Annotated in this window: 25 protein-coding genes and 2 CRISPR repeat arrays; of the genes, 7 read left to right on the forward strand and 18 right to left on the reverse strand. The window is 71.0% G+C overall.

Annotated elements, in window-relative coordinates:
* Positions 1-71 precede the first annotated feature (71 nt).
* Complete coding sequence (locus DEP02_RS08725) at positions 72-485, reverse strand: Fur family transcriptional regulator (RefSeq protein WP_112466773.1); 414 nt, start codon at positions 483-485, stop codon at positions 72-74.
* A 195-nt stretch (positions 486-680) separates the two neighbouring features.
* Between DEP02_RS08725 and DEP02_RS08730 the strand changes: the two genes are divergently transcribed.
* A complete protein-coding gene (locus tag DEP02_RS08730) occupies positions 681-1,985 on the forward strand; it encodes a catalase (RefSeq protein ID WP_112466774.1) in 1,305 nt (434 codons plus the stop codon).
* 155 nt (positions 1,986-2,140) lie between these two features.
* Positions 2,141-2,551, forward strand: a complete 411-nt coding sequence (locus tag DEP02_RS08735; protein WP_112466775.1) for an ankyrin repeat domain-containing protein — start codon at positions 2,141-2,143, stop codon at positions 2,549-2,551.
* A gap of 344 nt (positions 2,552-2,895) precedes the next feature.
* On the opposite strand, the gene DEP02_RS08740 is transcribed toward DEP02_RS08735, so the two are convergent.
* The 6 genes from DEP02_RS08740 to DEP02_RS08765 all read right to left on the reverse strand — a co-directional run bounded on the left by DEP02_RS08740 (position 2,896) and on the right by DEP02_RS08765 (position 8,347).
* Positions 2,896-3,870: a PDR/VanB family oxidoreductase gene (locus DEP02_RS08740; RefSeq protein WP_112466776.1), complete on the reverse strand. Its 975-nt coding sequence runs from the start codon at positions 3,868-3,870 to the stop codon at positions 2,896-2,898.
* Complete coding sequence (locus DEP02_RS08745; protein WP_112466777.1) at positions 3,870-4,382, reverse strand: hypothetical protein; 513 nt, start codon at positions 4,380-4,382, stop codon at positions 3,870-3,872. The genes DEP02_RS08740 and DEP02_RS08745 overlap by 1 nt, the downstream gene beginning before the upstream one ends.
* Positions 4,383-4,434: 52 nt before the next feature.
* Positions 4,435-5,223 carry an amino acid ABC transporter ATP-binding protein gene (locus DEP02_RS08750; protein ID WP_269809354.1) on the reverse strand — a complete coding sequence of 263 codons (789 nt, stop codon included), beginning with the start codon at positions 5,221-5,223 and terminating at the stop codon, positions 4,435-4,437.
* Positions 5,220-6,167, reverse strand: a complete 948-nt coding sequence (locus DEP02_RS08755; RefSeq protein WP_112466778.1) for an amino acid ABC transporter permease — start codon at positions 6,165-6,167, stop codon at positions 5,220-5,222. Before DEP02_RS08755 ends, DEP02_RS08750 begins: the two co-directional genes overlap by 4 nt.
* Before the next feature lies 1 nt (position 6,168).
* A complete protein-coding gene (locus DEP02_RS08760; RefSeq protein ID WP_112466779.1) occupies positions 6,169-7,086 on the reverse strand; it encodes an ABC transporter substrate-binding protein in 918 nt (305 codons plus the stop codon).
* Between the two features lie 250 nt (positions 7,087-7,336).
* Positions 7,337-8,347, reverse strand: a complete 1,011-nt coding sequence (locus tag DEP02_RS08765) for an aromatic ring-hydroxylating dioxygenase subunit alpha (RefSeq protein WP_198668352.1) — start codon at positions 8,345-8,347, stop codon at positions 7,337-7,339.
* A 212-nt stretch (positions 8,348-8,559) separates the two neighbouring features.
* On the opposite strand from DEP02_RS08765, the gene DEP02_RS08770 reads away from it, so the two are divergent.
* Entirely contained in the window at positions 8,560-9,216 is a 657-nt protein-coding gene (locus DEP02_RS08770; protein ID WP_157977389.1) for a GntR family transcriptional regulator, read from the forward strand.
* A 12-nt stretch (positions 9,217-9,228) separates the two neighbouring features.
* On the opposite strand, the gene DEP02_RS08775 is transcribed toward DEP02_RS08770, so the two are convergent.
* Positions 9,229-9,696, reverse strand: a complete 468-nt coding sequence (locus DEP02_RS08775) for an ATP-binding protein (protein WP_112466781.1) — start codon at positions 9,694-9,696, stop codon at positions 9,229-9,231.
* Between the two features lie 157 nt (positions 9,697-9,853).
* On the opposite strand from DEP02_RS08775, the gene DEP02_RS08780 reads away from it, so the two are divergent.
* Together DEP02_RS08780 and DEP02_RS08785 are read left to right on the forward strand one after the other, a co-directional pair.
* Complete coding sequence (locus tag DEP02_RS08780) at positions 9,854-10,708, forward strand: helix-turn-helix domain-containing protein (protein WP_112466782.1); 855 nt, start codon at positions 9,854-9,856, stop codon at positions 10,706-10,708.
* The gene (locus DEP02_RS08785; protein ID WP_112466783.1) at positions 10,705-10,911 is read left to right on the forward strand and encodes a DUF397 domain-containing protein; all 207 of its coding nucleotides are present in this window, start codon (positions 10,705-10,707) and stop codon (positions 10,909-10,911) included. Before DEP02_RS08780 ends, DEP02_RS08785 begins: the two co-directional genes overlap by 4 nt.
* Positions 10,912-11,049: 138 nt before the next feature.
* A CRISPR array of direct repeats spans positions 11,050-12,725; the repeat unit is 29 nt; unit sequence GGGACCATCCCCGCGGGTGCGGGGAGCAG.
* Between the two features lie 92 nt (positions 12,726-12,817).
* On the opposite strand, the gene cas2e is transcribed toward DEP02_RS08785, so the two are convergent.
* The 9 genes from cas2e to DEP02_RS08825 all read right to left on the reverse strand — a co-directional run bounded on the left by cas2e (position 12,818) and on the right by DEP02_RS08825 (position 24,347).
* On the reverse strand, positions 12,818-13,174 hold the full coding sequence (gene cas2e, locus DEP02_RS08790) for a type I-E CRISPR-associated endoribonuclease Cas2e (RefSeq protein ID WP_112466784.1): 357 nt from the start codon (positions 13,172-13,174) through the stop codon (positions 12,818-12,820).
* The gene (cas1e, locus tag DEP02_RS08795) at positions 13,171-14,157 is read right to left on the reverse strand and encodes a type I-E CRISPR-associated endonuclease Cas1e (protein ID WP_112466785.1); all 987 of its coding nucleotides are present in this window, start codon (positions 14,155-14,157) and stop codon (positions 13,171-13,173) included. Before cas1e ends, cas2e begins: the two co-directional genes overlap by 4 nt.
* Before the next feature lie 4 nt (positions 14,158-14,161).
* Entirely contained in the window at positions 14,162-14,953 is a 792-nt protein-coding gene (gene cas6e, locus DEP02_RS08800; protein WP_112466786.1) for a type I-E CRISPR-associated protein Cas6/Cse3/CasE, read from the reverse strand.
* Positions 14,953-15,675, reverse strand: a complete 723-nt coding sequence (cas5e, locus tag DEP02_RS08805; protein ID WP_112466787.1) for a type I-E CRISPR-associated protein Cas5/CasD — start codon at positions 15,673-15,675, stop codon at positions 14,953-14,955. The genes cas6e and cas5e overlap by 1 nt, the downstream gene beginning before the upstream one ends.
* Positions 15,672-16,865, reverse strand: a complete 1,194-nt coding sequence (gene cas7e / locus DEP02_RS08810; protein WP_112466788.1) for a type I-E CRISPR-associated protein Cas7/Cse4/CasC — start codon at positions 16,863-16,865, stop codon at positions 15,672-15,674. Before cas7e ends, cas5e begins: the two co-directional genes overlap by 4 nt.
* Positions 16,862-17,548 carry a type I-E CRISPR-associated protein Cse2/CasB gene (gene casB / locus DEP02_RS08815; protein ID WP_112466789.1) on the reverse strand — a complete coding sequence of 229 codons (687 nt, stop codon included), beginning with the start codon at positions 17,546-17,548 and terminating at the stop codon, positions 16,862-16,864. The genes cas7e and casB overlap by 4 nt, the downstream gene beginning before the upstream one ends.
* Complete coding sequence (gene casA / locus DEP02_RS33900) at positions 17,545-19,257, reverse strand: type I-E CRISPR-associated protein Cse1/CasA (protein ID WP_232839019.1); 1,713 nt, start codon at positions 19,255-19,257, stop codon at positions 17,545-17,547. The genes casB and casA overlap by 4 nt, the downstream gene beginning before the upstream one ends.
* On the reverse strand, positions 19,250-22,063 hold the full coding sequence (cas3, locus tag DEP02_RS33905) for a CRISPR-associated helicase Cas3' (RefSeq protein WP_232839020.1): 2,814 nt from the start codon (positions 22,061-22,063) through the stop codon (positions 19,250-19,252). Before cas3 ends, casA begins: the two co-directional genes overlap by 8 nt.
* 351 nt (positions 22,064-22,414) lie before the next feature.
* Positions 22,415-23,785: direct repeats of the CRISPR family, unit length 29 nt; unit sequence CTGCTCCCCGCACCCGCGGGGATGGTCCC.
* 205 nt (positions 23,786-23,990) lie between these two features.
* Positions 23,991-24,347: an ASCH domain-containing protein gene (locus tag DEP02_RS08825; protein ID WP_112466790.1), complete on the reverse strand. Its 357-nt coding sequence runs from the start codon at positions 24,345-24,347 to the stop codon at positions 23,991-23,993.
* A gap of 324 nt (positions 24,348-24,671) precedes the next feature.
* Between DEP02_RS08825 and DEP02_RS08830 the strand changes: the two genes are divergently transcribed.
* Together DEP02_RS08830 and DEP02_RS08835 are read left to right on the forward strand one after the other, a co-directional pair.
* On the forward strand, positions 24,672-25,514 hold the full coding sequence (locus tag DEP02_RS08830) for a helix-turn-helix domain-containing protein (protein WP_232839021.1): 843 nt from the start codon (positions 24,672-24,674) through the stop codon (positions 25,512-25,514).
* Positions 25,514-25,717: a DUF397 domain-containing protein gene (locus DEP02_RS08835; RefSeq protein WP_112466792.1), complete on the forward strand. Its 204-nt coding sequence runs from the start codon at positions 25,514-25,516 to the stop codon at positions 25,715-25,717. Before DEP02_RS08830 ends, DEP02_RS08835 begins: the two co-directional genes overlap by 1 nt.
* 637 nt (positions 25,718-26,354) lie before the next feature.
* On the opposite strand, the gene DEP02_RS35455 is transcribed toward DEP02_RS08835, so the two are convergent.
* A complete protein-coding gene (locus tag DEP02_RS35455) occupies positions 26,355-26,690 on the reverse strand; it encodes a type I-E CRISPR-associated endoribonuclease Cas2 (protein WP_332871936.1) in 336 nt (111 codons plus the stop codon).
* Between the last annotated feature and the right edge of the window lie 11 nt (positions 26,691-26,701).

Here is a 26,701-nt window from a genome sequence, read left to right on the forward strand (position 1 = left end):
GGCAGCGCGGCGTGCGCGACGGGCCGGCGCGCGGGGCGGGGCGGCCGGGCTCTGCCCGTCAGGTCGTGCCGTCAGGCCGCGCAGTCCGGGCAGACACCGCGGTACGTGAGTTCCACCTCGGACACCGAGAAGCCGAAGCGCTCCGACTCCGGAAGGTCGGCGAGCGGATCGCCCACCGGGTGCACATCCCGGATCGCGCCGCAGCGGGCGCACAGCAGGTGATGGTGGGGGCGGTGCGCGTTCGGGTCGTAGCGCTTGGCCCGGTGGTCCGTCGAGACCTCGGCGACCTCGCCCAGGTTCACCAGTTCGCCCAAGGTGTTGTAGACCGTCGCCCGCGAGATCTCCGGCAGCCTCCGTACCGCCCGCGCGTGCACCTCGTCCGCGGTCAGATGGATGTGGTCGCCGTCGAGCACCTCGGCCACCACGCGCCGCTGCGCCGTGAGGCGCCAGCCACGCGTCCGAAGTCTCCCCAACAGGTCACTCATATGTGTCAGCGTAACAGCGGTTCGACCAAAATCGAGACCGCATACACCCCTGGAGCCCTACTTGACTTGGACTTCGTCCATTGTAGGATCGGTAATGATCCACGCCAGGGACAGACTTCCGCGGGGACAAGGACACGACCGGCCAGGAGCCGGGTCCTGAACGCACGCGACGAACCACTCACCGAGGAGCGAGCTTTGCCCGAGAACAACCAGAAGCCGTTGACCACGGCTGCCGGCGCACCGGTTGCCGACAACCAGAACTCCCTGACGGCCGGTCCGCGCGGTCCGATGCTCCTGCAGGACGTGTGGTTTCTGGAGAAGCTCGCGCACTTCGACCGCGAGGTCATTCCGGAGCGCCGGATGCACGCCAAGGGCTCGGGCGCGTTCGGCACCTTCACGGTGACCCACGACATCACGCGGTACACGAGCGCGAAGATCTTCTCCGAGGTCGGCAAGAAGACCGAGATGTTCGCCCGGTTCTCCACCGTCGCGGGCGAGCGCGGCGCGGCCGACGCCGAGCGCGACATCCGCGGCTTCGCCCTGAAGTTCTACACGGACGAGGGCAACTGGGACCTGGTCGGGAACAACACCCCGGTGTTCTTCTTCCGCGACCCGCTGAAGTTCCCGGACCTCAACCGCGCGGTGAAGCGCGACCCGCGCACCAACCGGTTCTGGGTCAAGTTCCACCACCGCACCCAGCAGGGCATCAAGAACCTCACCGACGCCGAGGCCGAGGCCCTGGTCGGCAAGGACCGCGAGTCCCACCAGCGCGACCTCTACGAGGCGATCGAGAGGGGCGACTTCCCGAAGTGGAAGCTGTTCGTCCAGATCATGCCGGAGGCCGACGCGGAGAACTACCGCTTCCACCCCTTCGACCTCACCAAGGTCTGGTCGAAGAAGGACTACCCGCTGATCGAGGTCGGCGAGTGGGAGCTCAACCGCAACCCCGCGAACTACTTCGCGGACGTCGAGCAGGCCGCCTTCACCCCGGCGAACGTGGTTCCGGGCATCAGCTACTCGCCCGACAAGATGCTGCAGGGCCGGCTCTTCTCCTACGGCGACGCCCAGCGCTACCGCCTCGGCGTGAACCACCACCAGATCCCCGTCAACTCCGCGAAGAACCCGGTGAACACCTACCACCGCGACGGCGCCATGCGGGTCGACGGCAACCAGGGCTCCACCCCGGGCATCGAGCCCAACTCGTACGGCCGCTGGCCGGAGCAGCCGGCCTACCGCGAGCCGGCCCTGGCCGTGGGCGCGGTCGCCGACCGGTTCAACTTCCGTGAGGACGACGACAACTACTTCGAGCAGCCCGGCAACCTGTTCCGGCTGATGACCCCGGAGCAGCAGCAGGTGCTCTTCGAGAACACGGCACGCGCGATCAACGGCGCGTCGCAGCAGACCGTCGAGCGGCACATCGCCAACTGCACCCAGGCCGACCCGGCCTACGGCGAAGGCGTCCGCAAGGCGATCGAGGCCCTGGCCGCCGGCCAGCTCTGAGCCACCCGGCCGCTCAGGCCACCGCGGGTCCTCACACACCCGCGTCCGGCGTGCGTGCTGCCGGCACGCACGCCGGGCGCGGGTCTCTTCGGTACGGCAGCCGTACAGCGGCCGTACCGAAGAGACCCGCGGAACCGCACGACCAGGAGGTACGCATGAGCAGTGGTGCACTGACTCCTGAGCAGACGGATCGCGTCGTGGCCATCGCCATGGACCTCGCCCGCGAGGGCAGCACCGAGCAGCTGGTGGAGTTCGTCGAGCACGGGCTGCCGGTCGACGTGACCGACGCAGGGGGCAACAGCCTCCTGATGCTCGCCGCCTACCACGGCCATGCCGGCACGGTACAAGCCCTGCTCCGCCTCGGCGCCGACCCGGACCTGCGCAACTCCCGCGACCAGACCCCCATCGCCGGCGCCCTGTTCAAGGGCGCGGACGAGGTGGTGGCCGTACTGCGGGAGGCGGGTGCGGATCTCGACGCCGGTACGCCGTCCGCGCGGGCCGCGGCGTCCATGTTCGGCCGCGAGCACCTGCTGCCGGACCGGCCCGGGCACCGGTCGGCGGGCTGATCCGCATGACGTCCGGCGCGGACCGGACGGCGAACTGGCGGACTGCACGACTTCGGCAAGCGGCCCCAGGCCGCGGTCCAGGCCCTGCGCGGCCTGCGCGGACCGCTTGCCGCAGAGGAAGGGGCCGGTGACCCGGATTCCGGGTCACCGGCCCCTTCCGCATGCGTCCACCGGCGGTTCACCGTGTACACCGCGCACGGCGTCGGCTCCGGCGGGGGCAGGCTGATCGCGCTGCCGCTGCGCCCAGGCACCCTGCCCCACCGGAGCCGCGCCGCCTGCCGTCCGGCAGGCAGACCCCCGGCCCCAGCCCCGGCAGACCCGGTGAGCCGGCCGGTCGGCCCGCGTCACAGGTCGAGCACGAGCCGGGCGCACCGGGCGCGGCCGACGCAGATCATCATGGTGTCGTTGGCCTCGCGCTCCTCCGGCGACAGCAGGCTGTCCCGGTGGTCGGGGACGCCCTCGACGACCTTGGTCTCGCAGGTGCCGCAGATGCCCTCGCGGCAGGAGTTCGGTGCCTCGATGCCGTGGTCCTCCAGCGCCTCCAGGATCGTCCTGCCCTCGGGCACGGTGACGCTGCGTCCGGTCCGCTGCAGCACCAGCTCGAACTCCCCGTCGGCGTCGTCGCCGTCGGACTCCCGGGGGGCCGCGGTGAACCGCTCGGTGTGCAGGGTGCCCGGGGGCCAGGGGGCGCAGATCCGCTCGACGGCGGCGAGCAGCGGCTCGGGGCCGCAGCAGTACACCGCCGTACCCTCACGTGGCGTCCCCAGGAAGGGCTCCAGGTCGAGCAGGCCGTACTCGTCCTGCGGGCGCACCTGCACCCGGTCGCCGTAGCGGGCCAGCTCCGGGAGGAAGGCCATGCTCGCCCGCGTCCGTCCGCCGTACAGCAGGGACCAGCGGGCCCCGCGGGAGACGGCCTGTTCCAGCATCGGCAGCAGCGGGGTGATGCCGATGCCGCCGGCGACGAACAGGTACTCGGGGGCGTCGACGAGCGGGAACCGGTTGCGCGGCCCGACCACGTCGACCTCCTCCCCCGGGCGGAGGGCCTCGTGCACCGCCCGGGAGCCGCCACGGGAAGCCGGTTCCCGGAGGACGGAGACGCGCCAGAGGGACCGGTCCGCGGGCGGTCCGTCGAGGGAGTACTGCCGGGTGACGGAGCCGGGCAGGCGCAGGTCCACGTGTGCTCCGGGCTCCCACGCCGGCAGGTCGCCGCCGTCGGGCCGCCGCAGGTGCACCGAGACCACCCCCTCGGCCTCCCAGACCAGCGCGGCCACGCGCAGCCGCAGCCGCTGCTCCCCGTCCGCGACGGGTGCCGCCGCCATCACGGCACCCAGCTCAGGGCGCGGTCCCCGGCGGGGGACAGGCGGATCACGGCGAGCCGTGCGTCCGGGCTGTCGGGGGCACCGGCGGTGCCGGCGCCGTCCGGGCGCCGGACGTCCACGCTCAGCGGGTCGTCGGCCCCCGCCAGCACCATCGCGTCCGCGTCCGCCAGCAGGTGCCGCCCTTCCACCAGCAGCCGTCCCCCGGAGGAGACCAGGACCACGACGTCGCCCTCGGCGCGCTCCAGGGTCGTCCCGGCGCCGGGGTCGACGACCTCCACGCCGGGGCGGACCGCGGCGGGGTCGGCCGTGACCTCCAGGACCGCCCCGTCCGGCAGGGGTTCGGCGATCCGCCGCGCGCCGGGCTGCGGGGCCGTCGAGGGGCCGTGCCCGGCGGCGAGCAGCCGTACCTGCCACTGCCAGGGCTCGCGGCGGGGCGTGTCCGGTGCGGCCGCGACCTCCCGGCAGCCGCCGTCCACCTGCCGGTGGGCGTTGGCGCGGAGCAGGAGCCTCATCGGTTGTTCTCCTTCATCACTCACTCGTGGAAACTCGTGGGAGGTGGCGGGCTCACCGCACCGCGGCCAGGAAGGCCCTGGTCCGCGCGTGCCGGGGTTCGGTGATGACCTGCTGGGCGGGCCCTGTCTCGACGACCTGGCCGGCGTCGAAGAAGGCCACCCGGTCGGCGACGTCGCGGGCGAAGCCCATCTCGTGGGTGACCACGACCATGGTCATGCCGGATGCGGCCAGGTCCCGCATCACGGTGAGCACGTCGCCGACGAGTTCGGGGTCCAGGGCCGAGGTGGGCTCGTCGAACAGCATCAGCTTGGGCCGCATGCACAGCGCCCTGGCGATGGCCACGCGCTGCTGCTGCCCGCCGGACAGGTGCCGGGGGTAGGCCCGGGCCTTGTCCTTGAGCCCCACCTGGTCGAGCAGGTCCAGGGCTCGCTCGGTGGCGGCCTCCCCGGACTCCTTCAGCGCCCGCCGCGGGGCCTCGACGAGGTTCTCCAGCACCGTCATGTGGGGGAACAGGTTGAAGTGCTGGAACACCATGCCGATCTGGGTGCGCCGGCGGCAGATCTCCTTGTCACCGAGCTCGTGCAGCTTGTTTCCGCGCTGCTCGTAGCCCATGACCTGGCCGTCCACCCACATCCGGCCGCCGTCGACGGTCTCCAGGTGGTTGATGCAGCGCAGGAAGGTGCTCTTGCCCGAGCCGGAGGGGCCGATGAGGCAGACCACCTCGCCCCGCCGCACCTCCAGGTCGACGCCCTTGAGGACCTCCAGCCGGCCGAAGTGCTTGCGGACCTTCTCGGCCCTGACCATCGGGACGAGGTCCGCGGCGGCACCGTCGACGGTCATGGCTGCCTCCCGGTGGCGATCGGCGCGTGGGTGCTGAACATCTGTCTCAGCCGCTGCAGCGGGGTCGGGGGCAGCGTGCGGTTGCCGCGCGCGAAGCGGCGCTCGACGTAGAACTGGCCGATGGTGAGGACGCTGGTGACGACCATGTACCAGATGCTGGCGACGATGAGCAGCGGAATGGTCTGGAAGTTGCGCGAGTACAGGATCTGCGCGGAGTAGAGCAGGTCGGGCACGGCCAGTACGCTCACCAGGGCCGTGGTCTTGAGCATGCCGATCGTCTCGTTGCCGGTCGGCGGGATGATCACCCGCATCGCCTGCGGCAGGATCACCCGGCGCATGGTCTGCGTCCTGGTCAGGCCCAGTGCTCCGGCGGCCTCGCCCTGGCCCTGGTCCACGGACAGGATGCCGGCGCGGACGATCTCCGACATGTAGGCCGCCTCGTTCAGTCCCAGTCCGAGGATGGCCGCGACCAGCGGGGTGATCAGCCGGTTGGCGTCGAGGGACAGGCCCGGGATCCCGAAGGACAGCGTCGGGTAGAGCGCCGCCAGGTTGTACCAGAACAGCAGTTGTACGAGCACCGGTGTGCCGCGGAAGAACGAGACATACAGATACGCCGCCGACCGTACGACCGGGTTGACCGACAGACGCATCACCGCCAGGACGACGCCCAGCACGACGCCGATGATCATGCAGACGGCGGTGAGCTCCAGGGTGACGGCCAGTCCGCGGGCGATGGAGATGTCCCGCAGGTAGGTGTTGACGACGTCCCAGCCGAAGCGGGGGTTGGTGAACACCGATCGCAGTGTCGCCGCGCCGATCAGCAGCAGCACGGCGGCCGTGAGCCAGCGGGCGGGGTGCCGTTTGGGGACGACGGTCAGGTCGGGGTCCGCCGCCTTGTCGATGTCCGGGGCGGGAGGGGCGGCAGGGGCGGGCAGGGAGGTCATGTCAGCTCCCGGACTTCGGGAGCAGGCCGGTGGGGACGTCCCACTTCTTCGCGAGCGACTCCATGGTGCCGTCGGAGATCAGGGCCTTCATGGCCGCGTCCAGGGCCGGCTTGAGCGGGGATCCCTTGGGCATGGCGATGCCGAGGGGGGTCGGCTCGTAGTCGGTGCCGGGTGCGACCTCGAACTGGCCGTTGGACGCCTTGGCCTGCAGCGTGAGGGGGACCGAGTCGGCCATGACCGCGTCGGCCCGGCCGCTGACGACGGCCAGGTTGGCGCCGTCCTGCGAGGGGAACAGGTCGGCCTTGACGGGGGCCTTGCCCGCGCCGGTGCAGGTCTTGGAGATGGCGGGGAGCTGGCTGATGCCCTGGATGCTGCCCTTCTGGGCCGCGACGGTGTGCCCGCACAGCGCCATCGGGTCCATCTTCAGACCCAGCGGGTTGCCCGCCTTGACGGCGAGTCCCGATCCGGCGTTGAGGTAGGGCACGAAGTCGACGGTCTTGGACCGCTCCGGGGTGATGGAGAAGGCGGAGGCGCCGATGTCGAACTTGCGGGCGGCCAGGCCGGGCAGGATGCCGTCGAATCCGGCGTTGACGTGGTCGACCTTCAGGCCCAGCTTGGCGCCGAGGGCGTCGGTCATGTCGATGTCGAAGCCGATCATCGTCTTGTTGTCGGTGTCGAAGTACTCGAACGGCCGGTAGGAGGCGTCGCTCGCCACCGCGAGGACGCCCTTGGACTTGATGTCGGCGGGGAGCAGCCCGGCAGCCGCCGTGTCCACCTCGGCCTCGACGGCGGGCCCGCCGGAGGCCGGGGCGGACGGTCCGGAGGCGGCGGACTCGCCTCCGGCGGAGGCGTTGGTGCAGCCGGCGACGGCCAGGGCGAGGGCGGCGGCGAGGAGGGGGAGGCGTATCGGGTGGCGCACGGGATCGTCCTTCTGGAGGGAGGGCAGGGCAGGACAGATGCGGGGGGTGTCAGCGGGTGGCGGACCAGCCGGGCCGGTCGGACCAGCCGGGCCGGCGGCGTCCGGACGGTGGGCGGCCAGGTGGTGGGGCCAGGTGGTGGGGGCCAGGTGGTGAGGGCGCCGATCCAGCGCCCCGGTGCGTCGAAGTCGATGCCGGTGCAGCCGCGGCACGGCGGTCAGGCCTGCACGGTCCGGGCGGCGGTCCGTCCGGCTACTCGGAGGTCTGCTCGGCGGCCAGCATCCGGGTGAGGATCCGGCGGGCCTTGGCGACACCGGCGTCCTGGCCGATGAGGACGTCGTGCTCGCCGTCAGGGCGCTCCCGCATCCCGATCTCCTGCTCGCGCAGCGCGTCGGCGTCCTCGCGCAGCACGGTCTCCAGCCCGACCTCGAGCTCCTTGGTGGCCCATTCGGCGTCGACCGCGAAGTTGCGGCTGAACGCGTAGTAGTACCAGGTGGTCCGCTCGTCGACCGGGGTGATCCCGTTGAGGACCTTGATGAGGTACCCCTCCTCGCGCGGGCGTCCCTGGGCCGTGATGCCGGAGTGCAGCACGTGGTAGCTCGGGATGTGGAACTCGGTGGCGTGGAACCGGTCGTACAGGCCCTCGGTGCCCATGGTCCGCGCGTACAGCGGCGGCGCCTGGACGCCGGGCATGAGCCGGTCCACGGTCACCACGGTGCCGTCCACCTCGACGGTGATGCCGTACTCGGGGATGTAGTCGTCACCGACGGTCGTCTTGTGCAGGAACGTCTCGTGGGTGAGGTCGAGCAGGTTGTCGTGGATGAGGTCGTGCCGGCACTCGAAGAGCATCGTGTGGGTGACCGTCGCCCACTCGGGGTCGTTCATCCAGTGCGTGTCGGGGACCAGGCTCTCGTCGGCGAGGTCCTCGTCGCCGGTCCACACCCAGATCCAGCCGTCCTTCTCCACGACCGGGTAGCGGCGTACGCGGGCCCGGGCGGGGATGGCGGCCTGGGCGGGGACGCGGGTGCACACGCCGTCGGGCCCGTAGGCGAACCCGTGGTACCCGCACTCGACGGAGTCCCCCACGGTGCGGCCGGCGGACAGCGGGTAGGCGCGGTGGGCGCAGCGGTCGGCGAGGGCCACGGCCGCGCCGTCCTGGGTGCGGTACAGCACGATCGGCTGCTTGCAGATGACCCGACGTACGGGCTTGCGGGTGACTTCGGTGGACCAGGCAGCGACATACCAGGTGTTCAGAACGAACACGGCCAGACCTCCTCTGGATGCAGTGCGCACACCGTATACAGTGAGTTCAGGGAAGACAACGGTCCGCGCGAGATGGAATTCTTCGACGGAACGGAACCGAAAACCCGGTCCGATCCCGGTCCGATCCCGGTCCGGAACGGCGCTCAGGACGGAGAACAGAGTTGCGGCCTTTGCGGAGCGACCCCAGGGACACCCGGCCGTTGGGAGTCCGGGTGTACGAGCGACTCCGCGACGAGATCGTCTCGGGCGCCCTGGAAGCCGACGCCACCCTGGTCCAGGAGCAGGTGGCGGAGCGCCTGGGCGTGTCCCGCACCCCGGTCCGGGACGCGCTGAACCGCCTCGCCCACGAGGGGCTGGTCACCTGGCTCCCGGGCAGCGGATACATCGTCAACGCCCTGCAGCCCAAGGACATCGCCGAGGTCTACCAGGTACGGCAGTCCCTGGAGACGCTGGCCCTGCGGCTGGCCTGCGGCCGGCACGACCGGGCCCGGCTGGCCCGGCTGGCGGCGGCGATCGAGGAGATGGCGGCCACCGACCCGGCCGACGCGGCAGCACACTTCGAACTCAACCGGGCGTTCCACCGCCTGCTGATCGAGCCCTGCGACAACGCGCTGCTCCTGCGGATGGTCGACACCCTCTGGGACCACCCGGTCAACCGCCGCATCACCCGCTCCTACGTCCACGAGGCCGGCAACGTCCCGCTCATGGTGAGCGAACACCGCGCCATCCTGGAGGCCGCCCGCGCGGCGGACGAGGAACTCCTGGTCCGCCTCGCCACAGAGCACATGTACACCGGCTACCGCGAGACCCTGCCCGTCGACAGCGGGCTCGACCTGGCCCCGCGTCCGGGGACGGAGGAACCTGGCTGAGGACGGGCCGCCTCACGCGGAGCGCAGATCGAGTTCGGCGCGGACGGTCTTGCCGGGCAGGGCCACGCCCCGGGACACGCGGTCCAGCACCTCCCAGCGGTCGGCGAGCGCGTCGACGAGGAACAGGCCCCGGCCGGTCTCGTCGAGCGATGGCGGCGTTGGCGCCAGGTCGGCGGGCCCCGGCGGCCGGCGTTCACCGCGGGTGTCGGACACCTCGATACGCAGCAGGGCGCCCGGGGTGTGCGTCAGGCGCAGCTCGAAGTCACGGCCCGGTACACGGCCGTGGGTCACGGCGTTGGCGGTCAGCTCGCCGACGATCGTGGCGGCGTCGGAGGGTGGGGTGCCGTGCGGGATGCCCCAGGTGTGCAGTTGAGCGAGGGCGAGGTGCCGGGCGAGGCGGGCGCCGAGCGGAGTGGAGCTGAAGCGCTGGGTGAACGTACTTACGGTAACCGGCCGTTGAGGCGCGGATGGTGCGGTCATGGGCCCAACCTGGCGGCTCAGGACGCCCCTTCACCAGGTGGACACTGCGTACGCCGCGACAACGTACGCGGTTGCGGACTGGGCAGTACATGTGACTACCCGTGAGCGCGGTCGTTGCTCGATGTGTACGGCGGGGCGGGTGCACGGGAGGTGGCCGATGGTGGCGGACAGCACGGTGGGGGCGGTTACGGGCGGCGAACCCGAGTGCTCGGACAGTCTGCGGACGTTCGGGGCGGTCGTCCAGGCGCTGCGGGAGCACGCCGGCCTGAGCCGGACGGAGCTGGGCGAGCAGGTCCGCTTCTCCAAACACACGGTGGCATCGGTGGAGTTGGGCCGCCGCATGCCGGACCCGGCCTTCGTGGAACGGGCGGAGCAGGCCCTGGGCAACACGGGCGCGCTACGGAAGGCCGCGGGCCATCTGGCCCGACAGCCGGGGCTGGCGGCGTGGTTCCGGCAGTGGGCACGGCTGGAGGCGATGGCGATCAGCCTGTGCACGTACGAATGCCGGGTCGTACCGGGCCTGTTGCAGACGGAGGCCTACGCGCGGGCGGTGTCGCTAAGCGTGCCGCCGCTGCCGGACGAGGAGGAGATGAACGCACGGATCGCTGCGCGGCTGGCGCGGCAGGAGCTGCTGTCGACCAAGAGGAAGCCTCCGACGGCGTTCAGCTTCATCCTGGAGCAGGCAGTGTTGGAGCGACACACGGGTGGGGAGGAGGTGACGCAGGGGCTGTTGGACCACCTGTTGGGGGTGGTGGAGCGGCACTGGAACGTGGAGCTGCAGGTGATGCCGTTGCGACGGCCGGTCCATGCTGGGCTGGATGGACCGATGCGGTTGGCAGAGACGCCGGAGAACCAGTGGTTCGGGTACTCGGAGGGACAGAAAAACGGACGGCTCATCACCGACCGGAAAGAGATCAGCGTTCTTCACCAGCGGTATGCGAAACTTCGCACGCAGGCTCTAACCCCCGATGACTCCGTGAGCTTGCTCAAGCGATTGCGAGGAGCGCCATGAGCAGCACGTCCGAACTGGCCTGGTTCAAAAGCAGCTACAGCGGCTCCGAGGGGGACGATTGTGTGGAAGTAGCCGTCTCCTGGCAGGCGTCAGCTCGCGTCGAGGCCGTCCGCGTCCGCGACTCCAAGGACAAGCAAGGCCCCCAGCTCGCCCTCTCCCCCGCCGCGTGGAACGGCTTCGTCTCGTACGCCGCCCAGGCCTGACGCCTTACGACTCGCCCCGCAACGATCAACTCCGATGCGGGGCGCTTGCTTTCACTCACTTGCCCTGGCCTGCGCGTCCGGAACACCCCGCGGGTGCGGTGAGCAGACCGGTCAGCCGCCCACCGACCCTGACAGCGTGGGACCATCCCCGCAGGTGCGGGGAGCAGGCGTCGGACAGCCACACCACGCCCGTGGGCGCGGGACCATCCCCGCGGGTGCGGGGAGCAGAGCGGCGGGCGGATGATGGCCCGGCAGGCACGGGGACCATCCCCGCGGGTGCGGGGAGCAGAGTCTCGCGGTCGCCGCGAACACGTGGACGCTGGGACCATCCCCGCGGGTGCGGGGAGCAGCCCTTGGGGTCGCCGTAGATGATGGCGTGGCCGGGACCATCCCCGCGGGTGCGGGGAGCAGTAGCGGCCAAAGTTTCGGCTATCGGAGCCCCAGGGACCATCCCCGCGGGTGCGGGGAGCAGCCGGCCGCCTTGTCGATGGACGCCTGCGTCGCGGGACCATCCCCGCGGGTGCGGGGAGCAGAGCTGGTACTGGTACGTGGCCGGCACGCTCCCGGGACCATCCCCGCGGGTGCGGGGAGCAGACCAGCGTCCCGGTCCTTGCGGGCCTGAGTGAGGGACCATCCCCGCGGGTGCGGGGAGCAGCAGGTCGACGGCACCGAACGAGCCGACGCCCAGGGACCATCCCCGCGGGTGCGGGGAGCAGACCAGCGTCCCGGTCCTTGCGGGCCTGAGTGAGGGACCATCCCCGCGGGTGCGGGGAGCAGCAGGTCGACGGCACCGAACGAGCCGACGCCCAGGGACCATCCCCGCGGGTGCGGGGAGCAGACCAGCGTCCCGGTCCTTGCGGGCCTGAGTGAGGGACCATCCCCGCGGGTGCGGGGAGCAGCAGGTCGACGGCACCGAACGAGCCGACGCCCAGGGACCATCCCCGCGGGTGCGGGGAGCAGACCAGCGTCCCGGTCCTTGCGGGCCTGAGTGAGGGACCATCCCCGCGGGTGCGGGGAGCAGACCGACAGGCCAGTGCCGACGAACCGCTGCTTGGGACCATCCCCGCGGGTGCGGGGAGCAGAACTGAATTCCCCGCGGTGACGGGGGAGCTGAGGGACCATCCCCGCGGGTGCGGGGAGCAGTTTCACTTCCATGTCCGCCCCCAGTGGCTTGAGGGACCATCCCCGCGGGTGCGGGGAGCAGCATCCCCCTCAGCTCCTGGCCGGGCCCGCAGCGGGACCATCCCCGCGGGTGCGGGGAGCAGACCGTCAACACCCTGGCCTGGGTCACGAACTGGGGACCATCCCCGCGGGTGCGGGGAGCAGACCGTCAACACCCTGGCCTGGGTCACGAACTGGGGACCATCCCCGCGGGTGCGGGGAGCAGGGAGACGCCAATCTGGAGCTAATGGGCGGTGGGGGACCATCCCCGCGGGTGCGGGGAGCAGCGGACCCGTTTCACCACACCGGTCTTGTCCGCGGGACCATCCCCGCGGGTGCGGGGAGCAGTTGTAGAAGACCACGACCACACGAGCGGTCTAGGGACCATCCCCGCGGGTGCGGGGAGCAGCTCATCGCGCGCTTCCACCACGAGGTCGGCGAGGGACCATCCCCGCGGGTGCGGGGAGCAGTACACGGGTCGTACCAGCGAGACAACTTCACAGGGACCATCCCCGCGGGTGCGGGGAGCAGGCATCGGCGGCGGTCACCCTGGCTTGCCTGGTGGGACCATCCCCGCGGGTGCGGGGAGCAGTCGAATCCGGCCCTGGCGGACCCCGGCAACACGGGACCATCCCCGCGGGTGCGGGGAGCAGACTGCGCGACCTGCGGGTTTACGGCGCAGGTGCCGTGGTTTTCATGAGTTTCACCGATTCCGGCAAAGCGTCGATAAGGGGCATGGATGCGCTCATCGGCTCCTGCCGTACCGCCGTCGCTTGGACGCGTTGCTCCAGCCCTTCCGTGGGGTGGTCGCGGCGTTCGAGGAGCTCTGGGCGTTCGGGCGGCGGATCAGGGTGAGGCCCTCGTGGTCGACCGGGTGCCAGGCGTGGTCGTGGGTGCGGAAGGTGAAGCCCTGTTCGTTGTTCGTCGTGTGGGCGAGGAGGGCACGGCCTTGGTCGGCGTATTGCTGGACCTCGTCCCAGAGCAGGTCGCGGATCCGGGCGGACGGGTTGCCGATGAAGACACCGGCGGAGATCTCGAGGAGCCAGCGGGTGAGGAAACCCCTCAGGCTGGGTGGGCAGTTGGTGAGGACGATGACGGTCACCAGGAGAGCTCCACGTCGTCGTAGGCGTCGTGATCATCGGTTCCGCCGCCGTAGTTGCGGCCCGCGGCGACGGTGTGGCCGCCGTCGCTCTGGAGGGTGACGACGTCGCGGTCGTCGTTCGTCGCCCCGGCCGGCGCGGCCTCCGGCAGCAGGAGGCGTTTGATGTCGTTGACGCAGCGGTCGAGCAGGGACGTCTCGTTGATGCGGTCCCGTAGGGCACGGCGGGTGCGCGGGCCGACGTCCTCCTCGTCCTCGGCGGCGACGTCGAAGGCGATCGGGATGCCGATCTCCGTCTTGTACAGGTCGGCGATATCGAGGACGAAGGACAGTTCGTGGCCGGAGTGGACGAAACCGAGGGCCGGGCTGCAGCCGAGGGAGGCGACGACTGCGTGGGCGATGCCGTACATGCACTGGGCGGCGGCGGTGACGGCCTGGTTGACGGGGTCGCCGCTGGTGAAGTCGCCGGGGGTGTAGCGGCGGCCGCGCCAGGGGACGCCGGTGCGGGCGGACTGGGCCCGGTAGCAGTCCTTGACGCGGCTGCCTTCGCGGCCGAGGAGTTCCTGGCGGGTGAGGCCTGCGGGGTCCTCGTCGGGGAAACGCAGTCGGTACATGGCGCGGGCGACGGCGAGTCGGCTGCGGATGTTGGCCCACTGCATGGCTTGTGCTTCGGCGAGTGCGGAGGAGCGGGTCAGGGCGCGGCCGCCGGCGTAGTAGCGCACGCCCTGCTCTCCCACCCAGCAGACGGCGGCGCCGGTTTCGCCGAGGACGCTCATCGCCTGGTGGGTGATGCGGGTGCCGGGTCCGAGGAGGAGGGTGCCGATGGTCGCCGACGGAATGTGGGTGGTGCCGTCGGCATCCTCGGCGGTGATGGCGTTGGCGTCCCGGTGCACGGTGCAGCGCTCGAGGTAGATGAAGGACAGCCGTTCGCCGGTGCGGGTGAGTTGGCGCGGGGTGAGTGCAGCGCGCCGGGAGACTATGGTCACCGTCTCACCCTGTCTTGCCGAGCGGTGCCAGGGTGAGCAGGCCGCAGCCGTATGCCTTGGCCTTGCCGACTCCTTGGGTCAGGGCGCGGCGCAGCAGCCGCGGGTCGGTGACCTCGAGGCGGCCGTCGAATGTGACGGTGACCAGGCTGACGGGTGCCCGGCGGCCGCCCTGGGCGCCGGTGCTACGGGACTTGTCGAAAGCGAGGGCGCGTTTGTCGCGGACGGTCAGTTCGTACCGGTCGCCGTGGTGGGGCTGCTCGGTGTGGGTGGTACCGCCGGGGAGCAGCCGCTTGCCGTCTGCTTTTTCCAGTACGCGGAAGCCGCATGCCTCCTGGCGCTTGAGGAGCCAGCCCATCTGATGCACCGGGGTGAGATGCGCGGTGCGCTTGGTCGGTTCGCCGTCCTTGCGGCGGGCGTGGTGGACGGGGTTGGCGGTGAGACGGAACGCCCATCGGTCGCCGACGGCGAGCCGGTCGAGGAGCGGGCCGTAGGGGCGGCTCTGCCAGCCCGGTTCGGCCGGGTCGGCCGGGTCGGCGGCGGCTGCGGCGGGCCAGCCGGCTTGTTCGACGAGATGGGTGAGGTCGGGCCGGTCGGGGCTGACGACGTACAGCATGACCTCGGCGCGGGCGGTGTGGTCGAGGCGCCACAGCACACGCGGGCCGTCGGGCGCGGGTGTGTCGGTGGGCAGCAGCGCCGGGAACGACGACATGACGGCCGCGTGCATGGCCTGCGGTGAGGACAGCAGGCGGCGGGCACCGGGCCGCGCGGTGTTCACGCGGAAGCGGGTGAGGAACATCAGGCGCTCTCTTCGTCCAAGGCGTCGAACGGGTCGTGCCGGGGCAGTTGCCGGGCGGACGGGTTGGGGATGCGCACGCTGTAGCCGACCTGGGCGCGCAGAGTGTGACGCCGGTGCTCGGCGGCGAAGCTGAGCGGCTGGTCGCGCAGGGTGTCCGCGGTGTTCTGCTCGTGCTCGTCCGCCTCGCGCAGCACGGTCAGTTCGACATCGCCCCGGCCGCGGTACTGCTTGCGGTACCAGGGCGAGGCCTGCCACGGTTCCTCGCGCAGCGCGTCCTGCAGGCCACCGTGGTCGTGGAGGTGGAGCTCGACCGGGAGGGAGGGCGGGCAGGAGCGGCGGCCGAGGAACGGCGCGTACACCGGGGCGCGCAGCGCTGCGTGCAGCTCGGCGAGCAGCGGGCGGTCGCCTTCGAGGGCGGCGACGAACACGGCGTCGGCGAGGTAGAAGCGTTCGGACAGCGGCATGGATTTGCCGGTGACGCCGTGGTGGGCGGTCTGGAAGTCCCGTACTCGGGTTCCGGGTTGGTCGATGCGGACGCCGAACCGCAGGGCGGCCAGCGGCTCCAGCCTGTCGTCGTCGCCGCGTTGGATGCCGGCCGCGGCGGCGAGCATGCCGATGACGCCGCTCTTGGTGGGGGCGGACTCGGTGGTCCGGCGGGCGAAGCGGGCCGAGGCCCCCCAGGACTGCAGGGGGCCCGCGAGCCGGAGGGTGAGCACGCTCATGCGGGCTTCTCCAGGCGCTCGGCGACGGCCTGGCCGACGGCGGCGACGAGTTCGCCGATGTTCTGCGACTCGGTGCCGATCCCGGCGAGCTTCTGGGTGTTCGGACCGACGCGCAGCACCCAGGTGAGCGTGGAGTCCTCGTCGCCGTACGCCCGCTCGATGTCGGGGATGTACTCGGCCAGGCGCTCGGAGGCCTCACAGACGTAGCCGCCCGTCTCGCCGCGCACCGGGTCCTCGAAGGCGGCGACGAAGCTGACGGGCCGGGTGGTGCGCAGCTTGACGATCACGGCGTCGGGCAGCGTGTGGTGCCCGAAGGTGTTGATCTTCCCGGTGGGCAGGGAAGCGACGAAGCCGTGGACGAACGCCTCGACGGCCCGGCGGACCGGATCGGTGCGCGGCTCGTCGTCGCGCAGGCCCTGTCCGAGGTTGGCGGCGAGCTGGTGGATGCCGAGAGCGGCGTAGCGGTAGAGGGTGGCGGAGTTGAAGTCGACGGTGCCGATCATGCCGGCGCCGGTCTCCGCGTCGGTGTTCTCGTCGTCGACGGCGGTGTAGTAGTCGGACTCGTTCTCCACCCGGTGGACGCTGATGGCGTGAGCGACCTGGACGGCGGCGTCGACGTTGATGTCGGCATCGTCCGCCACCATGCGGCCGAACAGGGCGATGTCGACGGAGTGGAGGGTGTCCGCGATCTGCTTCGCCCTGCCCTTGTTCTCCTTCTCCTTCAGATACGCCGTGATGTCGGCAGCGCCCTCGACGGCGAGGCGGGCCAGGCCGTCGAGTTGGCGGGCGCTGAGGAACACCAGGTACTTGGACTGGGGTGCCGGTTCCGGCTCACTGTCCTTGGCCGCGGCTGCCTTGCGCTTGGGGACCTCGGTCTTCAGCCCCGCGGCCTTCACGGTCTCGTCCGCGATCCGCAGCGCGGTCTCCCCGGTGAGAGAGGGATCGAGGGCGGTGATCCGGCCGGCGACCGCCTCCACGATCTTCTTGGTCCGTACGCCGAGCTCGCTCGCGTCCAGCAGGTGCTCGTCCTTGAAGTACGTGCGGGTGGCCCGCTTCCATGCCTGGCTGGAGACGCGGGCGCGCGGCACTCCCCCGTACACCGCGGTCTTGGGCGCGCCGGTGTCGTCGCGGTTGAGGTTGCTGGGCGGGACAGTCTGCAGGGCGTGCACGTCGAGGAAGATGCGGTTCACGAGGCGTCCTTGTCGGTGTCCGTGGTGCTGGTGGTGTCGAAGCCGGCGGAGGCGGGAGCGCCGTCCTTGGGCTGGTCGTGCCAGGCGTGGAAGGAGCGGCCCCACTCCCTGCGGACGGTGTCCGCGCCGCCGGGCCACTGCCAGGTGTAGAGCTGTCCGGCGAGTAGCGCGTGGTCGAGTTCGATGTCCTCGCGGCGCAACAGGACGACGATGTCGCGCAGCCGCTGGGCGAGGACGGCCAGGTCGGGGGCGGTGCCGGCCCGGACCAGGCGCTTGTGCACGGGTTCGTCGATCTCGCCGGGCTTCATCATCCGGCGCACCGCGGCTCCCAGGCCCTGGCGGCGATCCGGCCGGTCGGCCTGGTGCATGCCGGAGCGGCGGGACTGCTGGTGCAGCGCGTAGAGGGTGAGCGCGACGTGCAGGGCGTCCTCGGCCCGGACCAGTTCGCGCTCACTCAACGGCCGGGCACCGTCCGGGGTTTCGTGCAGGGGGCCGGTGTCGATCAGGGCCCATAGGTCCGGTAGCTGCCCGGCTTCCCGACCGGCGCCGCGCCGGAGCCGGGCAAGGGCCGCGACGGCATGGGACTGATCGTCGAGATAGCCCCGTTGCAGGGCGGCGATGTGGCCGGCGGCGAGCCGGGCGACCCGCTCGCGCGGGGTGGCAGGTGCGGTGGCGGTGGTCATGCGGGTGCCTTCACGGTCGTCTCGGGCGCCGGCGCTGCGTCCGCGTCCGGCGGCATGTCGGAGGAGTCGGGGCGTCCCAGGCCCTTGTGCAGAGCGGCGCGGAACCACTTGCCGGCGAGCGCGGAGTTGAACCACTCGGTGCCGGTGCCGTGCTTGAGCTGGACGATCCGGCCCTGCCAGGCCGCGTCCCCGGCCGCGGCCATCAGCCGGTCGCCGAGCCCGCCGAGCCCGCCGACCATCCGGTACACCTGCTGCTGCCAGACGGTGCGCTGCACGTACGGGTCGTCGGTGTCGGCGAGGTGTGCGAGCCAGGTGCGGTACGGGGCTTCGAGGAGACCGTAGGCCAGATCGCGTGCGCTGGAGCGGGGTCCGTCGGCCTCGGTGCCGGCCGCGCGGGCCAGGTTGGTGGCGAGGTCACCGAGCGCGTTGACCGCGAGGTCGGCGTCGCCGACGGCCGCGACGGCCTGCTCGGCGTAGCGGCGGTCCTGCTGGTGGAGCAGGACGACGGCCATGGCCACGTGGTCGTCGACGATCTCGTCGATCACGGACTGCTGCGTGCCGTAGCGTGCGCCGATGATCCGGGCCCGGACGAGGAAGCCGCGTTCCAGCTCTCCCTCCGTCACCAGGCGGGCCACCCACTCCAGGATCCCCGGTCGCAGATAGTCGGCAGGCTCCGGCCCTTGGGTCTTTTCGGCCTCGGTGGCGACCAGTGCGCCGATCCCGCGCCATGCGGAGCGCTCGGGAGCGTGCTCGCGCGGCAGGTAGACCGGACTCCTGCGGAGCTTCTTCTCCTGAGGCTTGCTCCGCCGCCAGGCGGTCATCGGCTCCCGGTGCTGACGGTCGCGGGCGGTGAGCGGGTCGCCATAGCCGAGGACGACGCCGTGCACGCCAGTCTCGTCGAAGTGGAGCCGCAGGCGCCGCGTCTGCCAGGTGTACAAGTCGCGTACGCCGGTAGGGGCGCGCTCGGCGCCGCCCGGGCCGCACGGCTCCCTGCGCCATGCCGGCGCGTCCGCTTCGTCGATCTCCAGGTTGGAGGTGTCGGCGGCCACCAGGTTCAGCAGCAGCGTCTCGCGCAGGGTGCGGCCTTCGACGAAGACGCCACCGAGGTTCCCGGCCCAGCCGACGCCGAGCGGGTAGACCTTGCCTCCCTTGACGCGCTCGTCACCCTCCACGCCGGTCTTGATGCCGGAGGTGTCGTAGGCGTGCGCGTGGACGACCCAGCGGGCCGCCTCGGCGAAGGTGAGCCGCTCGACGGTGGGCATGCGAGCGGTGAAGAACGGCTCTCCGTTGGGGACGTCGGCCACGATCCGGTTGAGGGAGAACACCTCGTCCTGCGCGGTCCGCAGACCCGCGGTCTGGAAGAACGGCGTGTCGGCGCCCAGCAGGTCGAACCGCTCTCGGTGCGCATCGAGATACGCCCCGACCGGCGTGAAGCAGTTCTCGTCCGCCCACAGATCCGCCCACGCGTCGGTGTCCTGCGGCCCGTCGAGTGCGTCGTGCGCGACCGCGAGCAGCAGGCGGACCAGGGCGAACTCCTGGGTGGGCAGGTCACCGACGATGCGCCGCAGGTCGTGTGCCTGCTCGAACACCTCGCGCAGCGACAGCTCGCCCTGACTGCCGTCCTGTCTGAGCACGGGGATCCACGGCCGGGTGGTCAGATCGAACGACAGCACACCCTCGCTGCTGCTGTTCTGGCCGGTTTCAGGCACGGGTCACCTCAAGGCCGTCGCTGTGGCTGTACCGGAGACGGAAGCCTGCCAGGTGGGTCTGACAGTCCTCGTCGAGCGGCAGGATCAGCTGACCGGCGAGCCAGTGACTGTCTTTCACCTGCCAGGCTTGAATGTGAAGTTTCTCGAGCTCGTCGATCGCCTGGTCCATGACGTCGGCGTAGCCGAACTGGATCGGCAGCCGCAGTCCGCAGCTTGCCGCGGTGCGGGCCGCGAGGGCGGTCGGCACCTGGTCCGTGGGCAGTGCCAGTCCGGCGAGGGGGCGGCCCCTGCGGTCCGGCTCCAGCCACGGCAGCGTGGCCAGGGTGCCGTCGGCGCGCCGCTGCACGACCACGACCTCCAGGCTCTCGCGGCTGTCGCGTACCTGGGCCCGCCCCTCGCGGGTGTCGTCCGCGTCGCCGACGCCCGCTGCGACCCAGCCGAACAGCGGCCGGCCGGGGCGGGCGGCGGCATCCAGCCGGAACGTCGCGGCCCGCTCGGCCTGGTCCGCGCGATGCTCCTCGTGGCACGTGCGGGCGGTCTCGAGCGCCTCCGCCCAGCCGGCCGGGCCGTCAAGCCCGTCGGCGTAGGCGCGCTGCACCAGTGGACTGATGTCCGCCGGCAGCCTCACGGGACGCTCCCGGCCGCCGTCGAGGTGCGGCAGCAGGGCGGCAGCGGAACGCAGCAGTGCGTACGCCCCGTACACGGCGACCGAGCCGCGCACAGGCGCGGGCACGGGGGCGCTCCAGTCGACGCCGGTGACCAGGCAGCGTGCCTGGCGCAGCCGCTCGGGCCGGTCGGTCTGCTCCTCGCCGCCACGTAGGTGCCGGTGCAGGCGTCCCATGCGCTGCAGCAGGAGGTCGACCGGGGCGAGGTCGGTGACCAGCAGGTCGAAGTCGACGTCCAGGGACTGCTCGGCGACCTGGCTGGCGACGACGATGTGCGCCGACTGCGGCCGGTCGTCGGCCTTGCCCGGCGGCCCGAAGCGTTTGAGGAGACCGGCGTCCTTGGCGGCACGGTCGACGTCGATGAAGCACGAGTGGGCGACGGTGACGTTCGCGTCCCCGAACCTCTGCCGCAGTACGGCCGCTGTTTCGAGGACGCGGCGCACGGTGTTGCGTACGACGAGGACGCAGCCGCCTCCGGCGAGTTCCGTCTCCAGCCGGTCGGCGAGGACGTCCACGTCGTCGTCGAACCGCTCCAGTTCTACGTCCGTGCCGCGGGCCGAGGCCGCAGGGCGCCGCATGATGGGCGTCTCGCCGGGCGTGACCGCCGTCAGGAGCGGATAGTCACCGGCCTGGGCAACGGCGTCGAACGAGGCCGCGGCCTCGCCGGTGGCCTTCCCCGCGTACGCCTCGGCCAGCTCCCTTCGCCGGCCGGCCGGCAGCGTCGCGGACAGCACCACCACCGGCACCCGGTACGCGCCCAGCCACGACAGCACCCGGTCGAGATAGACGCTCATGTACGTGTCGTAGGCGTGCGCCTCGTCGATGACGGCGACCTTCCCGGCGATCGCGAGGTGACGCATCGCCAGGTGTCGGCTCTTGAGCCCGGCGAACAACAACTGATCGACCGTGCCCGCAACGAACGACGACAGCATGGCCTTCTTCCGTCCCCGCAGCCACGCGTGCGCGACGAGTTGGGCGGCAGCGAAACGGTCACGGTTCGACGGCCGCCACTCACGCTCCTCGGGTCCGTCCAGGTCGACCGCGGCGATCCGCCGGCTCCTGCCCATGAGATCGGCGAAGTCGTCGTTGAGAGCAGCCTTGGAGTGGGCGAGCAGCACCGAGTAACGGGTCCCTTTGGGGGCAGGCAGGCGGTCGAGCCAGTCCAGCAGGCGAGGAAACATCGCGTTGCCGGTGGCCATCGTCGGCAACGCGAAGAACACACCGCCCGCCCCGGACCGCGCGGCAAGGACCTCGACAGCGGCGAGCGCGGCCTCCGTCTTGCCCTCCCCCATCGGCGCCTCGATCACCATCAGCCCCGGCTCGTCCATCCCCCGTGCCAGTTCGACAGCCGCCTCCTGCACCGGCCGGACCTTCGCCCCCGGCGGAAGGTCGAACCGGGACGCGAACAACTCCTGCACATCCTCGGCCGGCTCCTCGGCACGCCACGGGCCCGGCAGGTCCAGTCCACGCCAGGCGGCCGCGATGCGCTCCGGGCCCGTGCGGGGTACGTCCTCGGGAAAGTAGGGGAAGAGGTCGGGATTGCTGGCGATCCAGTCGGAGACGATGACCAGTGCGGAGAGCAGCACCTGTGCCGGCTGCGGCAGTTTCACCGCCCGCCAGGCCGCCAGGTGCTCCCGTACGCCGAACTCGTCCGCGCAGGCATCGAGCAGTTCCTCCTGCACCCGCTTCCACAGCGTCCGGCTCGGGCCGTGCGTGCGCAGCAGATAGGGGTGACGGTCGAGTGCCTGGATCTGGCCGTGCTCGGGCGGCACCCCGTGATGCCCGCCCACCGCCACCGTGAACTGCCCGGTCTGCTTGACCGTCCAGCCGTGCCGTTCCTCCAACCACTCCCCGAGCAGCACCTGTCCGGCCAACCCGTGCGGCGCGAGCCGCCGGTCCGCGCCCATCGCCTGCCGCGAGCGCATCTGAAGCCCATGACCACGCATGACCTGCGCCAACTGCTCCACCTGGCAGGCGAACGCGGGCGTCGCCTTTCCAATGTCATGCACACCGGCCAGCCACACCACCAGCCGGCGTGCATCCGCCTCCCCACCGGGCAGCGCACCGGCGATCAGTCTCCGCACGGACAGCGGTAGCCACTTGTCCCACAGCCGCCCGGCCACGGCGGCACTGTCCTCCATGTGCCGCCACAACGGCAGCCATCCGTCGGAATCACGCTCGTGCTTGGCCCACACGCTCAACGCCGGCCTGCTCAGCCGGGCGTGAAGCCCCACAGGGGCACCCCCCTCGCCTGTCATGCCAGATACATACAGGATGTAAGTGAAACGTGAGCTCAATATGAAGAAAATGGGGAGGACCTGCCGCCGGTTCAACCCAAGTCACAGACACCGACACCGAGGCGACCCTAAGGTTGGATCTTTGACCAGGCCTCCACGACAGGAACCCGGAGGGGCCATATGCGCCTTTTGCCGGACTCGGCGAAACTCATGGAAACCACGGCACCTGCGCCGTAAACCCGCAGGTCGCGCAGTCTGCTCCCCGCACCCGCGGGGATGGTCCCCGAGAAGCAGATCGCCGACGCGGCTGAGGCGCCTGCTCCCCGCACCCGCGGGGATGGTCCCGATTGCTGCGGCCACGGTGTCGGGCCAGTTCACTGCTCCCCGCACCCGCGGGGATGGTCCCTGATCACCCGGCCCAAGACCGTTCGAGCCGGTCTGCTCCCCGCACCCGCGGGGATGGTCCCGACAAGCTGTTCACGTCGTGGTACGGGTTCCACTGCTCCCCGCACCCGCGGGGATGGTCCCGGTGTAGATCTGGGCGCCATCGACGGTGGTGCCTGCTCCCCGCACCCGCGGGGATGGTCCCGGCGAGACGCTGAAGGCCACCGAGTCGGGTCTCTGCTCCCCGCACCCGCGGGGATGGTCCCTCCGGCCGGATGCTGACGTATCCGCGGCCGACCTGCTCCCCGCACCCGCGGGGATGGTCCCGTGACGCTGCCGCCGGCGGGCTCGTTGAACTTCTGCTCCCCGCACCCGCGGGGATGGTCCCTCGGTGCGGGACGGCTTCAAGACCGCCTGGGACTGCTCCCCGCACCCGCGGGGATGGTCCCAGGAAGTGGACCGCTGGCTACGCGCTCGGCTCCTGCTCCCCGCACCCGCGGGGATGGTCCCGCGATCGTCTTGTTCCCGGCACCGGGCTGCGGCTGCTCCCCGCACCCGCGGGGATGGTCCCGAGCGGGCAGTGACCGGCCCGACGTAGTACTCCTGCTCCCCGCACCCGCGGGGATGGTCCCCCGCCGCCGGCCAGGCCGCCGTCGGCGAATCCCTGCTCCCCGCACCCGCGGGGATGGTCCCTGCAACGGCTGCGGCTGCCGTTGCGGCTGGGTCTGCTCCCCGCACCCGCGGGGATGGTCCCACCCCGCCGGCTCCGCGCCAGTCTGGAACTCTCTGCTCCCCGCACCCGCGGGGATGGTCCCGACACGTGCTCCCCGGGCCGGTACCGCCACACCTGCTCCCCGCACCCGCGGGGATGGTCCCTCATCTCGAAGAGTAGACCTATGCGCCGTAGTCTGCTCCCCGCACCCGCGGGGATGGTCCCCCGCCGTCGGCCAGGCCGCCGTCGGCGAATCCCTGCTCCCCGCACCCGCGGGGATGGTCCCTGGGCAGCGACCATGGCCGCGCTGCCCGCCAGCTGCTCCCCGCACCCGCGGGGATGGTCCCAGCGCGTCCTGTACCTGCAGGCGCATGGCTCCCTGCTCCCCGCACCCGCGGGGATGGTCCCAAGCAGCTCAAGGACCTCGCGAAGCAGCGCGACTGCTCCCCGCACCCGCGGGGATGGTCCCGGCCGCGGCGCGGTGCCGGGGTGGTTGACCTTCTGCTCCCCGCACCCGCGGGGATGGTCCCACCGCGGTCAACGGGCCCGAGCGGATCAAGCTCTGCTCCCCGCACCCGCGGGGCGTTCCGGTGACGAAGTGGCGGTCCTGTCCGTCAACAGCGGGCTCTGCCTGGTGCCGGAGTCGGAGGAGCCCGACTAAGGACGGGGCCATACGCGACTGACCACGCTCATCCGTCCTTCCCCCCTTCCTCCGGGGAAGGAGAAGAAGCCGTCTCATGCAGACTGGTGGTCGAGGTAAATGGCAAAGACGCCGTGGGCTTCCTTCTCGGGCGGGTAGATGTCGCGGCAGGCGGCCAGCAGCTGGTCACGGGTCATACCGGGTTCGCCGATGGCGGTGTTGTCCTCGGCGTCCAGCATCTCCTCGAAGGACCCGTACTCGTTGAGGGCGGTGATGCGGGCAAGGAGAGTATCGTCACCGGAGTTGAACCGCAGCCGGTCCCCGGCGGCCATTTTGCGGATCTTGGCATAGCCGACGCGGATCTCGATGGCCTCGGATCCGGCCGCGATCAGGTCGAAATAGGGCCTGCGGATATTGAGCGAGTGCTCGACGGACGACGGCGGGGTGGTCATCGCGGTCTCCTTCACGTTCCGGGCGAAGTGGCGGGCAGGGATCAGGCGGGCGGCGGTTGCCGCGGTGAGCCGTTCGCGCAGGCCTTCGACGACGGCCTGCCGGGGATAACAGCCGGTCAGGACATGCGTATGGCAACTGGCCGTTGAGGTGCGGGAAGTGCGGTCATGGGCCCAACCTGGTGCCCCGGAGCACCCTTTCACCCGGCAGGCACTGCGTACGCTACGGCAACGTACGCAGTCACCCAATAGACAGTACATGTGACTATCCGTGAGCGCGGTCGTTGCTCGATGTGTACGGCGGGGCGGGTGCACGGGAGGTGGCCGATGGTGGCGGACAGCACGGTGGGGGCGGGCACGGGCGGCGAACCCGAGTGCTCGGACAGTCTGCGGACGTTCGGGGCGGTCGTCCAGGCGTTGCGGGAGCACGCCGGACTGAGCCGGGCGGAACTGGGCGAGCAGGTCCGCTTCTCCAAACACACGGTGGCATCGGTGGAGCTGGGGCGCCGCATGCCGGACCCGGCCTTCGTGGAACGGGCGGAGCAGGCCCTGGGCAACACGGGCGCGCTGCGGAAGGCCGCGGGCCATCTGGCACGGCAGCCGGGGCTGGCGGCGTGGTTCCGGCAGTGGGCGCGGCTGGAGGCGATGGCGATCAGTCTCAACACGTACGAGTGCCGTCTGATTCCGGGACTGTTGCAGACGGAGGCGTATGCGCGCACGCTGTTCGTGAACCAACTGCCGCCGCTGGGTGATGAGCAGATCGAGGCCCAGTGGGTGGCGCGAGCGAAGCGGCAGAGGCTGCTGCGGGAGCGGCCGAACACGGCGTTCAGCTTCATCCTGGAGGAGCATCTGTTCCTGCGGCGCACGGGCGGGGTGGATGTGACACGGGAGCTGATCGGCCACGTGCTGGAACTGGCGGAACTGCGCAACGTCGAGGTGCAGGTGATGCCGTTGGAGCGAACAGCCCACGCAGGCCTGGCTGGCCCCATGCAGTTGCTGGAGACACCCGAGGCCCGGTGGTTCGCCTACAACGAGGGGCAGCGTGGTGGCCTCTTCTTCTCCGACCCGAAAGAGGTCAGCGTCCTCCAGATGAGGTATGCCAGGATGCGTTCGCAGGCTCTCTCCCTCGAAGACTCCCTGGGCCTGTTGCAGCAGATGCGAGGAGCCTGATGAGCACGAGTGAACTGGCCTGGTTCAAGAGCACTTACAGCAGCAGCGGAGACGGCGACTGCGTCGAGGTGGCCGTCTCCTGGCAGGAGCCGGCAGCCGCCGAGGCGGTCCGCGTCCGGGACTCCAAGGACAGGCGCGGCCCGCAGCTCGCCCTCTCCCCCGCCACGTGGAACAGCTTCGTCTCGTACGCCGCCCAAGCCTGACCCCTACGACAGCGCCCCGCAACGGTCAACTCCGATGCGGGGCGCTTACTTCGTTCACTTGCCTTCGGCCTGCACGCCTTCGGCCGCTTCTCGAAGTAGGTGTGCGCAGTACGCATCTCCTCCTCCCGGTTGGCCTTGCAGGAGGGGGCGAAATGACGTCCTGCCAGGCGGTACAGGGGGTCAAGGCTCCGGAACCCGCGGGTGGGGGACGGTTGACTCCGACGGATCGCGTATCCGAACCGTTTCAACGGGACACTTCGCGGGCTGCCCCACGGCCCTCGCACCGGAACGCGAAGGGCTTGATCGCTTACGCCACGTCGTGGGACACGGCCCCATCGACGCCCGACCAGGAGGCACACCCTCCTCTGAAAAGGGGAGCATTTCGGCCGCCAGTGTTCACATACCGCTCATTTGAGTGCGCGAGTTGCATTCACCTGCCAGATGCTCACGCTTTCAGCAGGATGGGTGTCGTGAGTCCCGGCCAGGAGATCGCGTCCCGCCGGGCGGTGCAGCCGGCCAAGTACTCGGAATGCACAGGTCACCGCCGCATCAACACGGTTCGAGGGCCGTCAGTAGAACTGAGTCGATCCGCTCGGCGATCACAGTGGTGGGCATCCATGGACACCCGGCCGACCGTTCACGGATGGTCGGCTCCCTGCATCGGTGGGGAAAACGACTTCTCGGTGGCCGCGGCGACCGCACGCAACGGAACACCCCCGCGTCGGCGGAAGGACCCTTTGTGACCTGCGGGCCAAGGAAGGCTTTGCTTGGGCTTCGCTTGCGGTACGGCTGTCATGCGGATGAGGGTGAGACCGTCGAAGTCGATGGGGGCGCGGCAGCAGGTGCCTGCGGTGCGGATGACATAACCCTGTTCTGTAGAGGCGGGGCGGACGAGGACGGCGGCGCCGATGCCCCTATGGTTTGTCAAGCCGCGAGGCTGTCGGGAACCGGTAGCGGGGCGCCGGCGATGCACCGGTGGATCTC

The sequence above is a fragment of the Streptomyces triticisoli genome, from assembly GCF_003270085.1.
GTDB lineage: Bacteria > Actinomycetota > Actinomycetes > Streptomycetales > Streptomycetaceae > Streptomyces > Streptomyces triticisoli.

Coding starts and splice junctions, on each gene's coding strand:
- DEP02_RS08725 (WP_112466773.1), bottom strand. CDS start 485: ATGAGTGACCTGTTGGGGAGACTTCGGACGCGTGGCTGGCGCCTCACG.
- DEP02_RS08735 (WP_112466775.1), top strand. CDS start 2,141: ATGAGCAGTGGTGCACTGACTCCTGAGCAGACGGATCGCGTCGTGGCC.
- DEP02_RS08740 (WP_112466776.1), bottom strand. CDS start 3,870: ATGGCGGCGGCACCCGTCGCGGACGGGGAGCAGCGGCTGCGGCTGCGC.
- DEP02_RS08745 (WP_112466777.1), bottom strand. CDS start 4,382: ATGAGGCTCCTGCTCCGCGCCAACGCCCACCGGCAGGTGGACGGCGGC.
- DEP02_RS08750 (WP_269809354.1), bottom strand. CDS start 5,223: ATGACCGTCGACGGTGCCGCCGCGGACCTCGTCCCGATGGTCAGGGCC.
- DEP02_RS08755 (WP_112466778.1), bottom strand. CDS start 6,167: ATGACCTCCCTGCCCGCCCCTGCCGCCCCTCCCGCCCCGGACATCGAC.
- DEP02_RS08775 (WP_112466781.1), bottom strand. CDS start 9,696: ATGACCGCACCATCCGCGCCTCAACGGCCGGTTACCGTAAGTACGTTC.
- DEP02_RS08780 (WP_112466782.1), top strand. CDS start 9,854: ATGGTGGCGGACAGCACGGTGGGGGCGGTTACGGGCGGCGAACCCGAG.
- DEP02_RS08785 (WP_112466783.1), top strand. CDS start 10,705: ATGAGCAGCACGTCCGAACTGGCCTGGTTCAAAAGCAGCTACAGCGGC.
- cas6e (WP_112466786.1), bottom strand. CDS start 14,953: ATGTTCCTCACCCGCTTCCGCGTGAACACCGCGCGGCCCGGTGCCCGC.
- cas5e (WP_112466787.1), bottom strand. CDS start 15,675: ATGAGCGTGCTCACCCTCCGGCTCGCGGGCCCCCTGCAGTCCTGGGGG.
- casB (WP_112466789.1), bottom strand. CDS start 17,548: ATGACCACCGCCACCGCACCTGCCACCCCGCGCGAGCGGGTCGCCCGG.
- cas3 (WP_232839020.1), bottom strand. CDS start 22,063: ATGGAGGACAGTGCCGCCGTGGCCGGGCGGCTGTGGGACAAGTGGCTA.
- DEP02_RS08825 (WP_112466790.1), bottom strand. CDS start 24,347: ATGACCACCCCGCCGTCGTCCGTCGAGCACTCGCTCAATATCCGCAGG.
- DEP02_RS08830 (WP_232839021.1), top strand. CDS start 24,672: ATGGTGGCGGACAGCACGGTGGGGGCGGGCACGGGCGGCGAACCCGAG.
- DEP02_RS08835 (WP_112466792.1), top strand. CDS start 25,514: ATGAGCACGAGTGAACTGGCCTGGTTCAAGAGCACTTACAGCAGCAGC.